Source organism: Streptomyces humi (genome assembly GCF_001005085.2).
GTDB classification, from domain to species: Bacteria; Actinomycetota; Actinomycetes; order Streptomycetales; family Streptomycetaceae; genus Streptomyces; species Streptomyces humi.
The window spans coordinates 135,836-148,199 of record NZ_LBMU02000015.1; the positions used below are offsets into that span (position 1 = coordinate 135,836).

At 74.3% G+C, this 12,364-nt stretch carries 13 protein-coding genes and 1 pseudogene; 8 read left to right on the forward strand and 6 right to left on the reverse strand.

Annotated elements, in window-relative coordinates; genetic code table 11:
* The first annotated feature begins 131 nt into the window (after positions 1-131).
* The 4 genes from AAW13_RS05350 to AAW13_RS05365 all read left to right on the forward strand — a co-directional run bounded on the left by AAW13_RS05350 (position 132) and on the right by AAW13_RS05365 (position 3,681).
* Positions 132-638, forward strand: coding sequence for a SigE family RNA polymerase sigma factor (locus tag AAW13_RS05350; RefSeq protein WP_046731084.1), 507 nt, complete (start codon positions 132-134; stop codon positions 636-638).
* Positions 639-648: 10 nt separating this feature from the next.
* The gene (locus AAW13_RS05355; RefSeq protein ID WP_046731083.1) at positions 649-1,227 is read left to right on the forward strand and encodes a hypothetical protein; all 579 of its coding nucleotides are present in this window, start codon (positions 649-651) and stop codon (positions 1,225-1,227) included.
* An 82-nt stretch (positions 1,228-1,309) separates the two neighbouring features.
* Positions 1,310-2,428, forward strand: coding sequence for a dolichyl-phosphate beta-glucosyltransferase (locus AAW13_RS05360; protein WP_046731082.1), 1,119 nt, complete (start codon positions 1,310-1,312; stop codon positions 2,426-2,428).
* The gene (locus AAW13_RS05365) at positions 2,425-3,681 is read left to right on the forward strand and encodes a glycosyltransferase family 39 protein (RefSeq protein WP_240528540.1); all 1,257 of its coding nucleotides are present in this window, start codon (positions 2,425-2,427) and stop codon (positions 3,679-3,681) included. Before AAW13_RS05360 ends, AAW13_RS05365 begins: the two co-directional genes overlap by 4 nt.
* 17 nt (positions 3,682-3,698) lie before the next feature.
* Here the strand turns inward: AAW13_RS05365 and AAW13_RS05370 are convergent, their stop codons facing one another.
* Positions 3,699-4,496, reverse strand: coding sequence for an SAM-dependent methyltransferase (locus tag AAW13_RS05370; RefSeq protein ID WP_046731081.1), 798 nt, complete (start codon positions 4,494-4,496; stop codon positions 3,699-3,701).
* 226 nt (positions 4,497-4,722) lie between these two features.
* On the opposite strand from AAW13_RS05370, the gene AAW13_RS05375 reads away from it, so the two are divergent.
* On the forward strand, positions 4,723-5,112 hold the full coding sequence (locus AAW13_RS05375; RefSeq protein WP_046731080.1) for a cold-shock protein: 390 nt from the start codon (positions 4,723-4,725) through the stop codon (positions 5,110-5,112).
* Between the two features lie 145 nt (positions 5,113-5,257).
* Here the strand turns inward: AAW13_RS05375 and AAW13_RS05380 are convergent, their stop codons facing one another.
* Positions 5,258-6,148: a DUF3152 domain-containing protein gene (locus AAW13_RS05380; RefSeq protein ID WP_206306154.1), complete on the reverse strand. Its 891-nt coding sequence runs from the start codon at positions 6,146-6,148 to the stop codon at positions 5,258-5,260.
* Between the two features lie 139 nt (positions 6,149-6,287).
* Here AAW13_RS05380 and AAW13_RS05385 point away from each other — a divergent pair, with 139 nt between their 5' ends.
* From AAW13_RS05385 to AAW13_RS05395, 3 genes are read left to right on the forward strand one after another with little or no spacing between them, the layout of a single operon-like run.
* Positions 6,288-6,980 (forward strand): response regulator transcription factor, encoded by a 693-nt coding sequence (locus AAW13_RS05385; RefSeq protein ID WP_046731079.1) that lies wholly within the window; start codon positions 6,288-6,290, stop codon positions 6,978-6,980.
* On the forward strand, positions 6,977-8,461 hold the full coding sequence (locus AAW13_RS05390; RefSeq protein ID WP_046731078.1) for a sensor histidine kinase: 1,485 nt from the start codon (positions 6,977-6,979) through the stop codon (positions 8,459-8,461). Before AAW13_RS05385 ends, AAW13_RS05390 begins: the two co-directional genes overlap by 4 nt.
* On the forward strand, positions 8,458-9,039 hold the full coding sequence (locus AAW13_RS05395; RefSeq protein ID WP_046731077.1) for a hypothetical protein: 582 nt from the start codon (positions 8,458-8,460) through the stop codon (positions 9,037-9,039). The genes AAW13_RS05390 and AAW13_RS05395 overlap by 4 nt, the downstream gene beginning before the upstream one ends.
* Positions 9,040-9,051: 12 nt before the next feature.
* On the opposite strand, the gene AAW13_RS05400 is transcribed toward AAW13_RS05395, so the two are convergent.
* The 4 genes and pseudogenes from AAW13_RS05400 to AAW13_RS05415 form a co-directional block, all read right to left on the reverse strand.
* A complete protein-coding gene (locus AAW13_RS05400) occupies positions 9,052-10,194 on the reverse strand; it encodes an LLM class flavin-dependent oxidoreductase (RefSeq protein ID WP_046731076.1) in 1,143 nt (380 codons plus the stop codon).
* Between the two features lie 26 nt (positions 10,195-10,220).
* On the reverse strand, positions 10,221-11,405 hold the full coding sequence (locus tag AAW13_RS05405) for an SfnB family sulfur acquisition oxidoreductase (RefSeq protein ID WP_046731075.1): 1,185 nt from the start codon (positions 11,403-11,405) through the stop codon (positions 10,221-10,223).
* A 4-nt stretch (positions 11,406-11,409) separates the two neighbouring features.
* On the reverse strand, positions 11,410-11,967 hold the full coding sequence (gene ssuE / locus AAW13_RS05410) for an NADPH-dependent FMN reductase (protein WP_046731074.1): 558 nt from the start codon (positions 11,965-11,967) through the stop codon (positions 11,410-11,412).
* A 61-nt stretch (positions 11,968-12,028) separates the two neighbouring features.
* Positions 12,029-12,364: pseudogene (locus AAW13_RS05415) on the reverse strand (hypothetical protein); the annotation flags it as partial.

Consider the following 12,364-nt stretch of genomic DNA (forward strand, 5'->3'; position numbering starts at 1 on the left):
ACGTGTTCACGGCCACGTGTTCACCGGCCGGTCGGCGCGTGACGTGGATCACCCCGGCCAGGTGCAGCGTTCCACCGCCCCCAGGGCCTTCTCCCAGGTGTAGGCAGCCGGGGAGAGCGGGGACCGTGGGAATGGAGCAGGCTCGGGCCGGTGAGTACGACGAGTTCGTGGCGGCCCGTTGGTCGGGGTTGTTCCACCTGGCGCGTCTGCTCACCGGTGGCGATCGGCATCGGGCCGAGGATCTGTTGCAGGAGTCCTTGGTCAAACTGTGGTTCGTCTGGCCGAAGATCGCCGACGAGGCGCCGGAGGCGTACGTCCGCAAGGTGCTCGCCCGGGCGGCGGCCCGCTCGGCGCGGCGGCGGTGGTGGGGGGAGCGCCCCGTCGAGGAGCTGCCGGAGGTCGCGGCGGCCGGTGACATCTCGGCGGCCGTCGCCGAGCGTTCGCGTCTGGAGGCCGCGCTCGCGCTGCTGACCCCGCGGCAGCGGGCCGCGGTGGTCCTGCGCTACTACCAGGACCTGCCCGACCGGCAGGTCGCCGAGGTGCTGGGCTGCCCGGTGGGCACCGTCCGGTCGCACGCGGCACGCGGTGTGGCCCGGCTGCGTGAGCTGCTGGCGGACGCCATCGAGCCGGTGGGGTGAGGGAGAGGACATGGATCACTTCGAGCGGCAGTTGACGCGGCTGATGCACGACGACCGGGAACCGGCGGCGTTCGGACCCGGGCAGCGGGACCGGCTGCGGGCCGGGGTGCGGGCGCGGCGGCGCGTGCGGGCGGCCCGGCGGGCGGCCGGGAGTGCCCTCGCGGTCGCGGGTCTCGGCCTCGGTCTGTTCCTGTGGCCGCACTCCGGCACCCCGGACGAGCCCGGCGCACCGCACCCCCGCCCCGCGACCGGACCCAGCACCGGTACGACACCGGCCCCGACCCTCTCCCCCAGCAGCCCGCCCACCGCCACCGTCTCGGGCCCGTCGTCCACGGGCACGACCGCGCCCGGCGAAACCCCGTCGGCCACCGGCGGCCGGACCGACTCACCCTCGCCGCCCTCGTCCGCGACGGCCACGGCGACCCCGGACGCGGGCGGCGGCCACAGCGCGTCGCAGGGCACGTCAGGGCACTCGACCACCACCACCTCTCCGCCGTCGGCGCCCGCGTCCGGGAGTGCCACCCCCTCCGAAGGCGCCTCGGCCGCCGGCTCGACCGGCACCGCCGGCCAGACCGGCTCGGACGGCTAGCGCGCGGTTCTCCCGCCTTCACCCCACCGCCGGGTGCGCCTTCGGCACGCCCCGAGAACGAGTACGAATGCGAAGAAAAGCCATGAACCGACCACACATCACCCTGCCGGCCCCGGTCCCGCCGCTCGCCGCACGTCACGACGAGCCGGTCCTGGATCTGGCCGTACCGGTGTTCAACGAGGAGAAGGACCTGGAGCGGAACGTGCGCCGGCTCCACGCTCATCTCCGGGAGACGTTCCCGTACCCGTTCCGGATCACCGTCGCCGACAACGCGAGCACCGACACCACCCCTCTCATCGCGGCCCGACTGGCCGGTGAACTGCCCGAGGTGGAGTGGATGCGGCTGGCCGAGAAGGGCCGCGGCCGGGCGCTGCGGGCCGCCTGGTCGCGGTCACGGGCACCCGTGGTCGGCTATCTCGACGTGGACCTGTCCACCGGGCTCGCCGCGCTGCTGCCGCTCGTCGCCCCGCTGCTCTCGGGCCACTCCGACCTGGCCATCGGCACCCGGCTGGCGCCCGGCGCGCGGGTGGTGCGCGGCCCCAGGCGGGAGATCCTGTCCCGGGGCTACAACGTGCTGCTGCGCTCGGCCCTCGCGGTGGGCTTCTCGGACGCGCAGTGCGGTTTCAAGGCTGTCCGCCGGGAGGCCGCCGAGCGGCTGCTGCCGCTGGTGCGGGACTCCGAGTGGTTCTTCGACACCGAGTTGCTGGTGGTCGCGGAGCGAGCCGGGCTGCGGATCCACGAGGTGCCCGTCGACTGGGTGGACGACCCGGACAGCAGGGTCGCGCTGCTGTCCACGGTCCTCGCCGACCTGCGCGGCGTCGCGCGGGTGGGCCTGGCGCGGGCCCGCGGCGCACTGCCGTCGGCTCGGCGGCCACGGCGGTTCCCGGCGCCGGCCTTGGTCATGGCGGCCGCCCATCTCCTGCTGTACGCGGCGCTGCGTCCGGCCGCCGCGTACCTGGTCGCCAACGTGCTGTCCCTGCTGGCCTGTTGGGTGGTCGCGCAGACGGTCCTTGGCCGCCTGCCGCTGCCCGCCCTGGCCACCCGCCTCACCGTCACCGCCGGTTCGCTCGCCGTCCTGCGGCACGCCCTGCCGGCCGCCGGCCCCCGCGCCGAACTGGCCGCCCTGGCTGCCGCTCAACTCCCGCTCCTGCTGGCACGGTTGCCGTTCGGGCGACCTCGGACGGAGTCCATGACGTCATGACCACGCTCCTGAAGACGACACCCGTGGCCGACGGCCTCCCGCCGCCGCGGACGCCGGCCGGCCGCGGACGGCGCCTACGCGCCGCGGTGCGGCGTCACGGTCCGGTCCTCGCGGTGTACGGCGTGCTGAAGCTGGTCGGCTTCGGTTCGTTCATGTATCTGCTGGACTCCGCCGGTGACTTCCGCAGGAAGAACCCGCGGTTCGGCGGGGGCGCGCACACCTGGGACGTGCTGGGCACCTGGGACGGCTGGTGGTACCAGCAGATCGCGTTGCACGGCTACCACCCCCGGCTGGTCCCGGTCCCCGGCGCCACGGGCCTGATCGACCTCCAGGGCAACTCCGCCGCCTTCTTCCCGCTCTACCCTGCGCTGATGCGGGTGGCGATGGAGGTCACCGGTCTCGGTCCGTTCGGGGCCGGGCTGCTGGTGTCGGTCGTGGCCTCGTTCGCGGCGGCGCTGGGGGTCTTCGCCGTGGCCGAGTGGTTCGGCGGCCGGCGGGCCGGGCTGGTGGCGGCCGGGCTGTGGGCCGTCTGGCCGGGTTCCGGCGTGGAGTGGGCCGTCTACTCCGACTCGCTGTACGTCGCCCTCGCCGCCTGGGCCCTGTACGCCGTGCTGACCCGCCGCTGGCTGACGGCGGGGGTACTGACCTTCGCGGCCGGCCTCAACCGCCCCACCGCCGGCGCGCTGGTCGCGGCGCTCGCGTGGGCCGCGCTCGTCGCGCTGCGCCGCCGGGAGGACGGGGTGGCGCGTCCACTGACCGCGTTGCTGGTAGCTCCGGTGGGGCTGCTCGGCTACCTGGGCTGGGTGGGCCACCGCATGGGCGACTACGGCGGCTACTTCAGGCTCCAGTCGGGCGCGTGGGGACACGAGTTCGACTACGGCGCGCAGACCCTGGACGTCCTGACGTCCGTCCCGGTGGGCCACTTCGGCTATCTCTTCGCGCTTCCCTTCGCGGACGTCATCGGCGTCGGCGTCGTCCTGCTGGACCTGGCCCTGCTGCCCCTGCTGCTGCGGCTGCGACCGCCGGCGGCACCGGTCGTGCACACGGTGCTCACCCTCGCCCTGGTGCTGGGCAGCCAGCAGTACTTCGCGAACGTCTCGCGCTATCTGCTGCCCGCCTTCCCGCTGTTCGTGCCCCTGGCGGTCGCGCTGCGCCGGCTGAGCCTGCCGTACCTGTGCCTGCTGCTGGGCATCGCGGCCCTGGCCTCCGGCTCGTACGCGGGCTATGCCCTGTTCGAACTCGGAGTGCCGTAGAACCATCTGACGGTCAGTCAGCTCTTCTTGACGGCCACCGCGCCGTAGAAGCCGATCTGCTCGGAGCCGGGCGGCGGGGTGGTGTCCGGGCGCCAGAACGGGACCTGGGCCAGGCCGGGCTCGACCAGGTCGAAGCCCTCGAAGAACCGCTCGATCCGGTCGCGGGAGCGCAGGTTCATGGTGGCGGTCGCGTTGTTGTAGACGGCCTGGGCGTCGCTGCGGTCCGCGAAGTCGGCCGTGGCGTGCGAGAGCACCAGGAAACTGCCGGCCGGGAGGGCGTCGCGCAGGGTCGCGACGATCCGCTCGGGCTCCTCTTCGTCACGCACGAAGTGCAGGATGGCGACGAGGAAGAGGGCCACCGGCCGGCCGAAGTCGATGACGCGCCGCACATCGGGGTGGTCCACCACGGACTGCGGATCGCGCAGGTCGGCGAGGACGATGCTGGTGGAGCCGGACCGGCTGAGCAGCGCGTCGCCGTGCGCCTTCACGATCGGGTCGTTGTCGACGTAGGCCACGCGTACGTCGGGTGCCAGCTTCTGGGCGACCTCGTGGATGTTCGGCGAGGTGGGCAGCCCGGTGCCGACGTCGAGGATCTGCCGGACGCCGCTGTCGACGACGTGCCGGACCGCGCGCTGGAGGAACGCCCGGTTGGCGCGTACCCCGATGAACACCTCGGGCGCGACGGCGGCGAGCCGGTCGGCGGCCTGGCGGTCGACCTCGTAGTTGTCCTTGCCGCCCAGCAGGTAGTCGTAGATCCGGGCGGGATGCGGCTTGCTGGTGTCGATCTCCACGGACCCGGTGCCGTCCTGCGTCACGTGCGCTCCTCTCAACGGCCGTCCCGGCCCCCCTTGGCACACCGACGGCAGGCGACAGCTTTCCATACCGAACGCGCTGTCGACGCACCGAGTTCCGTTCCCCACAGGTCACATCGTGCGTACCCGCCACACCGGCCGGTGGGCCGGGTCGCCCGCTCCGAGCCGGTCTGACTACCATCGGCTCCAGGTGTCCGGGCAGGTGGCCCGGTTTGGTTGGGGGTTTCGCATGGTTACCGGTCGTGTGGTGCGGTTCGACAGCTCGCGCGGGTACGGGTTCATCACTCCGGACGGCGGCGGCGAGGACGTCTTCCTGCATGTGAACGACATGCAGATGGCGGAGTCCTACGTCCGCCCGGGTGTGGCCGTGGAGTTCGAGATCGAGAGCGGCGAACGAGGGCCCAAGGCGTCCGGCGTGCGGCTCGCCCGGGGAGCCGACGTCAGGACGCTCGGCCCGGACGACGACTCGCTGTGCGACCTGCTCAGCGCCGAGGAGTTCACCCGCGAGGTCACCGAGACGCTGCTGGCGGCGGCGCCCACCCTGACGGCCGAGGAGATCGTACGGGTCCGGGGCGCCCTGGCCCAGTTCGCGAAGAACCACGGCTGGATCGAGGGCTGACCGACTGGCCTGTCGACTGCGGCAGTTGGCCGAGGGCACGGATCCGCTGCCGGGGCCGTGCCCCGTCGGCCCGGTCGGTCCCGTCGATCCCCGGCGGGGCCCGTCGATCCCCGGCGGGGCCCGTCGATCCCCGGCGGGGCCCGGGTCAGGGCAGGGCCGGGCCGGTCACGTACCGTCCCTGCCCGTCGTAGGGCCAGACATTGGGCAGGCATCCGTGCATGCCCTTGATCTGCTGCATCATCACCGGGGCCGGCTGCCCCGGCCCGGGGCAGCCGACGTGGCCGTGGCCGAGGAAGTGGCCGACCTCGTGATTGACGATCAGGGCGCGGTAGTCCTTGACGTGCCGGGCGTAGACCGGGGTCGCCAGCAGCCAGCGCCGGAGGTTGACCATGACGTCGTCGCCCACGTCGCAGTTGACCTCGCCGCCGGTGTCGAGTCCGTACTCGCCGCAGATCCGGTCGACGGTTCCGGGCGTGGCGATCCGGACGGCGAAGTCGGCCGGGCCGCTCGACACCCGTTGGAACGCCGAACGGCCGTCGGCGGTCCAGCCCCGCCGGTCGGCGAGGATCCGCTCGACCTGGCGGGCGGCGTCCGCGGCGGACAGGTCGATGCCCTTCTCCACGTCCACCCGGTAGCGCAGGACCGTGCCCGAGCCGACCGGGGTGCTGGAGCCGGCCGCGGTGACGAAGGTGCCGGGGCCGGTGGCCGGGATCGAGGGCGCGGCCGAGCCGCCGGCGCGCGGGGAGGCGGAGGTGCGGGCCGGGCCCGGTGACGGGGACCGGCTGCCGGGCGTCGGCGCGGCGCCGCCGGGACGGCCGGGCCTGGCGCGTTCGGTGGACCCACCCGCGGCTCCGGCCCGACCGGTGTGCGGGCCGGACGCGCCTCCGTCCAGGGCCACGAGACCGGCGCCGCCGAGGACGGCCAGCGCGGCCACGGCCGCACAGAGCGGTCCCGCCCGCCGCCGGTCACGGGGGACGGCGTGCGAGGGAAGGGCACGGCGAGGGCCACGGGAGGAACGTGCGGTGCGCGTGGTCATGACCGTCAGGCTGTGATCGGAATGTGATCGGATCTGGCGCACGCGATAACGAAAAGATAACGACCATCGCGTTGCCGGTTTATATGATCATCCCGTAACAAACGCACAGCTGTGCGGATGTCATGCGGATACTGAGCCCATGCCACGCGTTCTGCTGATCGAAGACGACCGCGCCGTGCGGGAGGGGGTGGCGCTCGCCCTGCGCCGCCGCGGGCACGAGGTCGCCGCCGTCGCCACCGGCGAGGACGGGCTGGAACGGGTGCGGTCCTTCCGGCCGGACGTCGTGGTGCTCGACCTCATGCTGCCCGGCCTCCCCGGCCTCGACGTGTGCCGCCGGGTCCGCGCGCTCGACCAGACCCTGCCGATCGTCATGGCGACCGCCCGGGGCGACGACGAGGACATCGTGGTGGGCCTGGAGGCGGGTGCCGACGACTACGTGGTCAAGCCCGTGCAGGCCCGGGTACTGGAGGCCCGGATCCGCGCGGTGCTGCGCCGGGTGTCCGGCGCACCCGCCGAGGGCGGCATACCGAGGATCGACACCTACGGGGAGCTGACCGTCGACCGGGCCGGGCTCTCGGTCGCCCGCGCCGGTGAGCCGGTCCCGCTCGCCCCCTCCGAACTGCGCCTGCTGCTCACCCTGTCCGCCTCGCCCGGTCAGGTGTTCAGCCGGCAGCAGCTGCTGGAGGCGGTCTGGGAGCACAGCTACCACGGGGACGCCCGACTGGTCGACGCCTGCGTACGGCGGCTGCGCGCCAAGCTGGGCGAACCGCCGCGCGAACCCCGCTGGATCCGGACCGTACGCGGCTTCGGCTACCGGTTCACCGCCCGGTGAGGCGCCCCCGTCTCCCCCAGCTGCGCGGCCTGCGGACCCGGCTGGTGCTCGCCTTCACGCTCGTCGCCGCCGTCACCGCCGCCTCCACCGGCGCCCTGACGTTCCGCGAGGCCCGTACCGGTGTGCTCCAGCAGAGCCAGGACGCCGTGATCCAGCAGCTGCGCTCCCAGGTCGGCCGGCTCGCCCCGGACCTCGGCTACCCCCCGGACCGGGACGAACTACGGCGGTTCGCGGCGGACGTGGCCCGTGCCGAACCCTCCGGGAGCTGGCGGGTGCTGGCCACGTACGGCCGGCTGAGCGCCACCTCCGTCCCGGGCGACCGCTTCGCGGAACTGTCCCCCGCCCTGCGCGCGTCGGTCCGCTCCCACCTGGCCACCGTCTTCCAGCGGGTGGCCGTCGGCGACCACACCGCGCTCGTCGTCGGCATGTCGGTCACCTTCGCCGAGGCGCCCGCCGAAGGCGTCTACGCCTCCGGGATCCAGGTCTTCCTCACGGTGCCGCAGACCACCGAACGCGCCTACGTCGACGCCCTGGTCACCGCCGTCGAACGGGCCGCCGTGCCCGCGCTCACACTGGCCGTGCTGCTGGCGCTGCTCGCCGCGCGCGGGGTGCTGCGCCCGGTGCGCGCGCTGCGCCGCGCCACCCGCAGCATCGCCGAGGGGCACCTGGACACCCGGCTGGCCGTCGAGGGTTCCGACGAACTCGCCGATCTGTCCCACACGTTCAACGAGACGGCCGCCGCGCTGGAGCAGTCGGTGGCCGAACTGCGCGGCATGGAGGCCCGGGCCCGCCGGTTCGCCGCGGACGTGTCCCACGAGCTGCGCACCCCGCTGGCCGCGATGTCCGCCGTCACCGACGTCCTCGACGAGGATGCCGCCGGCCTGGACCCGGACACCGCCACGGCGGTCCGCCTGATCAGCGAGGAGACCGTGAAACTGGCCCGGCTGGTGGACGACCTGATGGAGATCTCCCGGTTCGACGCGGGCGTCGCGGTCCCGCACCTCGACGAGATCGACCTCGCCGAGTCGCTGCGGCGCACCCTCGACGCCCGCGCCTGGACCGGCCTGGTCGACCACGACCTGCCCCCGCCCGGCGCCCTGCGCGGCCGCGTCGACCCGCGCCGCCTCGACGTCGTCGTGGCCAACCTGGTCGGCAACGCCCTGCGGCACGGCGCCCGGCCGGTCGGCCTGCGCCTGTACGACGGCGGGGCGCCCGGCGGGACACGGCTCGCGGTGATCGAGGTGACGGACACCGGGCCCGGCATCCCGGAGGACGTACTGCCGCACGTCTTCGAACGGTTCTACAAGTCGGACGCCGCCCGCACCCGTACCGAGGGCAGCGGCCTGGGACTCGCCATCACCGCGGAGAACGTCCGGCTGCACGGCGGCACCGTGCAGGCCGCGAACCGGCCCGAGGGGGGCGCCGTCTTCACCGTACGGCTGCCCCTGCCGGCCGACGAGTCGCCGCGGGAGGAGCGATGACCCGCCGGGGCCCGGCCCGCCCGGCGCTGCTGATCGCCGCGGCGGTGTGCGCGCTGACGTCGTGCGGCATCCCCACGACCGGCGTCGTGCAGGCCGGCGGCCCCGCCGGCGGGGTGGCGGCCACGACACCGCTGTACTTCCTCCGGGACGGCACGCTGGTCGCCGCCCTCCGCCGGACCGACGCACCGGGCGATGTCCGCTCGGCCCTGGAAGAACTGCTCCGGGGCCCGACCGACGCGGAGCGGAGCCAGGGGCTGACCACACGGCTGCCGGGGCTCCCGGCCGCGCCCCCGACGGCGGTGGCCCCGGCCACGCCGGCCGCGGACGGCGGGGTCACCGCCGTACCCGCCCCCACCGACGCGACGGACGCCGTGACGGTGACCGCGCGGGACGGCGGGATCCTCGTGGAACTGCCCCTGCCGGCGGGTGCGCCGGGGCTCGCGGCGGCCCAGATCGTCTGCACGGCGGACGCGGCCCAGCGCATCGCCGCCCCCGACGCCGAGCCCCGGCAGGTGACCGTCACGGTGCGCGGCGGCACCCGGATCGGGAAGGCCACGGCGCACTGCCCCGGCACCTGAGCACCGCACCGGTCAGGACGCGAACGGCACCTGTGCCGCAGGGGTCTCGCCGCGCCCGGCGGGGTGCCGCCACACGCCCTCCGCGGCCAGCCGGGGCAGCACCCCCTCCCCGAACCAGTACGCCTCCTCCAGATGCGGATAGCCGGACAGCACGAACTCCTCGATCCCCAGGGCCGCGTACTCCTTGATCCGTGCGGCGACCTCTTCGTGCGAGCCGACCAGGGCGGTGCCCGCGCCGCCCCGGACGAGCCCGATGCCCGCCCAGAGGTTGGGGTGGATCTCCAGTGCGTCCCGGCGGCCCCCGTGCAGGGCCAGCATCCGCTGCTGGCCCTCGGACTCGCTGCGGGCGAGGCCGCCCTGCACCGACCTGACGGTCTCCGGGTCGAACCCGTCCAGCAGCCGGCCGGCCTCGGCCCACGCCTGCTCGGACGTGTCCCGGGTGATGACGTGCAGCCGGATCCCGAACCGCAGCGTGCGCCCCCGCCGGGCCGCCAGTCCCCGGATCCAGGCGATCTTCTCGGCGACCTGGGCCGGCGGCTCGCCCCAGGTGAGGTACACGTCGACATGGCGGGCCGCGACCTCACCGGCGAGCGGCGAGGACCCCCCGAAGTACACCTCGGGCACCGGATCGGGCACCCGCGCCAGCTTCGCGTCCTCGACCCGCAGGTGCTCCCCCTTCAGACTGACGGTCCCGCCCTCCCACAACCCCCGTACGACTTCCAGGAACTCACCGGTACGCCGATACCGCGCGTCCTTGTCGAGGAAGTCCCCGTAGGCCCGCTGCTCATGGCTCTCGCCGCCGGTGACCACGTTGAGCAGCAGCCGGCCGCCGGTCTGGCGCTGGAACGTGGACGCCATCTGCGCGGCCAGGGTCGGCGAGACGAAGCCGGGCCGGAAGGCGACCAGGAACTTCAGGCGTTCGGTGTGCCGGCTGACCATGGCCGTGGTCAGCCAAGCGTCCTCGCACCAGGCGCCGGTGGGGGTGAGCGCGCCCACGAAGCCGAGGTCCTCGGCGGCCCTGGCGATCTGGCTCAGATAGGCGACGGTCGGCGGCCGGTCCCGGCCGGAGGCCGTCGCCGGGGTGCCGTGGCCGCCGCCCACGACATGGCGGCTGTCCCCGTTGGTGGGCAGGAACCAGTGGAAGGTGAGGGACACGAGGGTTCTCCGTTCGTGGGTGTCCGTCAGAGCAGGCCGTGCCGCGGCGGTGGCGTGCCGTTGAGCACGTACCGGCCGATGTGCTGGATCTTCCAGCGGGCCGGGTCGTGCAGCGTGTGGGTGCGGGCGTCCCGCCAGTGCCGGTGCAGGTTCAGGGAGTTGAGGGCCGACCTGGTACCCGACACCTCGAACAGGGCGCCGGCCACCTCGACGGCGGTGTCGGCCGCCGTGACCTTCGCGGCGGCCACGGCGACGGACGCCTCGGCGGCCGTCTCGTCGGTGAGGCCGGCGGCGGCCGCGTCGACCGCGCGGGCGGCCTCCCGCAGCAGGGCCTCGGACGCCCGTACCCGGACGGCGAGTTCACCGAACCGCTGGATCAGCAGCGGGTCCTCGGCTGCGGTCTCCACGCCGCTCTCGAACCAGGGCCGGCTCTTCTCACGGACGAACTCAGCGGCCTCGGCCAGCGCTCCGCCGGCGATCCCCACGTCGATGGCGGTGTGCAGCAACTGGGCGACTGCCCCGTGGAGTTGGGGCCCCCGGAAGGTGAGGTGGTGGGGCAGCACCCGGTCCGCCTGCACCGGGACCTGGTCCAGCCGGACCGTCCCGCTGGCGGTCGTGCGCTGTCCCATGCCGTCCCAGTCGTCGACCACGGTGAGGCCGGGCGCGTCCGCGGGCACGTACGCCACGTGCAGGTCGTCGTTCTCGGCGCGGGCCAGGACGGGGATCCAGTGGGCGAAGAGGGCCCCGGTGGAGTAGTGCTTGACCCCCGTGAGGAGGTAACCGCCGTTGTCCTGGGGCACCAGCCGGGTCCGGATGTCCTGCACGTGTCTGGTTCCGGCCTCCGACTGGGCGTTGCCGAGGCGGCTGCCCGCGAGGAGTTCCGCGAAGAAGAACTTCCGCTGTTCCTCGGTGCCCTGACGGCGGATCACGTTGACGTAGACGAAGTGGCTCTGCGGGATCTGGGCGAGGCTGGCGTCGGCCGCGGCGAGGATCCGGAAGATCTCCGCGAGGGTGCCGGCGCCGACGTCGGCGCCGCCGTGCTCGGCGGGCACGGTCACGGCGAGCAGGCCGGAGGCGGACAGCCGGTCCAGTTCGGCCCGTGGGAGTGCCCGTTCGGCGTCCCGCCGGGCGGCCCCGGCACGGAACTCGTCGGCCAGGGCGGTGGCGACGGCCAGCGCCTCCGCGTCGTCGGCGATGATGTGGGCGGTCATCGGCTCAGCCCGCCGCGGCGAGGACGGGCGTGCGTCCGGTGAGCGCGGCGGAGAACTGGTCGACGACCGGGGTGAGGGCCTCGGCGGCGGCCGGTGCGAGGGCGAGGGTGCCGTCCTCGCGGACGGTGATGTCCTTGTCGAGGGTGAACCAGCCCTGGACGATGTGGGCGGCGCCCATCGAGTTGAGCACCGGGCGGAGCGCGTAGTCGATGGCGAGGACGTGCGCGACGGAACCGCCGGTGGCCAGCGGCAGCACGGTCTTGCCGGTGAGCGCGTACTGCGGGAGCAGGTCGAGCAGCGCCTTGAGGACACCGGAGTACGACGCCTTGTAGACCGGGGTGCCGACGACCACTCCGTCGGCGCGGTCGAACAGCTCGGTGGCCTCGACGATCGCGGGGTGCCGGAAGTCGGCGCCCAGCAGGGCCTCGGCGGGGATGGTGCGGACGTCGAGCGGGATCACCTGATGGCCCTGGGCGGCGAGCCGCTGGTCCAGGTGGCGCAGCAGCCGGCCGGTGCGGGAGGAGGCGGAGGGGCTGCCGGAGACGGACAGGACGGTGGCCATGGAGCTGCCTCTTTCTGGTGGCCCGGGCGCCCGTGCGAGGCGGGCGTCCGACGGGGAACGGTCAGGAGTGCCAGGTGGGTTCGGGCAGTTCGCCTTCGAGGACCCGACGGCCCACCTCGCGGCGCTGGTAGGCGACCGGGGCGTGCGGGGTGTGGGTGCGGACGTCGCGCAAAAAATGGTCCAGGCCCGCGGTGGTGGCCGTGGCGCGGGCGCCGGCGACCTCGAGGATCCGGTTGCCGGTCGCCAGGGCGACGTCGGTGGCGCGGGCGTTGACCGCGGCGGCGCGGGCGATCCGTTCGCCGGGGCCGGCGGGTGCGGGGTTGGCCCGCCAGGCGGTGGGCGTGACGGTGCTCATGCTGCGGTGACCTCTCGCGGTGGGGTGGTGGGGTGAGGGGGG

Excerpts from the sequence above, each read along its gene's own strand:
- AAW13_RS05365 (WP_240528540.1), top strand. The coding sequence starts at position 2,425 with ATGACCACGCTCCTGAAGACGACACCCGTGGCCGACGGCCTCCCGCCG.
- AAW13_RS05385 (WP_046731079.1), top strand. The coding sequence starts at position 6,288 with ATGCCACGCGTTCTGCTGATCGAAGACGACCGCGCCGTGCGGGAGGGG.
- ssuE (WP_046731074.1), bottom strand. The coding sequence starts at position 11,967 with ATGGCCACCGTCCTGTCCGTCTCCGGCAGCCCCTCCGCCTCCTCCCGC.
- AAW13_RS05360 (WP_046731082.1), top strand. The coding sequence starts at position 1,310 with ATGAACCGACCACACATCACCCTGCCGGCCCCGGTCCCGCCGCTCGCC.
- AAW13_RS05405 (WP_046731075.1), bottom strand. The coding sequence starts at position 11,405 with ATGACCGCCCACATCATCGCCGACGACGCGGAGGCGCTGGCCGTCGCC.
- AAW13_RS05380 (WP_206306154.1), bottom strand. The coding sequence starts at position 6,148 with ATGACCACGCGCACCGCACGTTCCTCCCGTGGCCCTCGCCGTGCCCTT.
- AAW13_RS05375 (WP_046731080.1), top strand. The coding sequence starts at position 4,723 with ATGGTTACCGGTCGTGTGGTGCGGTTCGACAGCTCGCGCGGGTACGGG.
- AAW13_RS05350 (WP_046731084.1), top strand. The coding sequence starts at position 132 with ATGGAGCAGGCTCGGGCCGGTGAGTACGACGAGTTCGTGGCGGCCCGT.
- AAW13_RS05395 (WP_046731077.1), top strand. The coding sequence starts at position 8,458 with ATGACCCGCCGGGGCCCGGCCCGCCCGGCGCTGCTGATCGCCGCGGCG.
- AAW13_RS05355 (WP_046731083.1), top strand. The coding sequence starts at position 649 with ATGGATCACTTCGAGCGGCAGTTGACGCGGCTGATGCACGACGACCGG.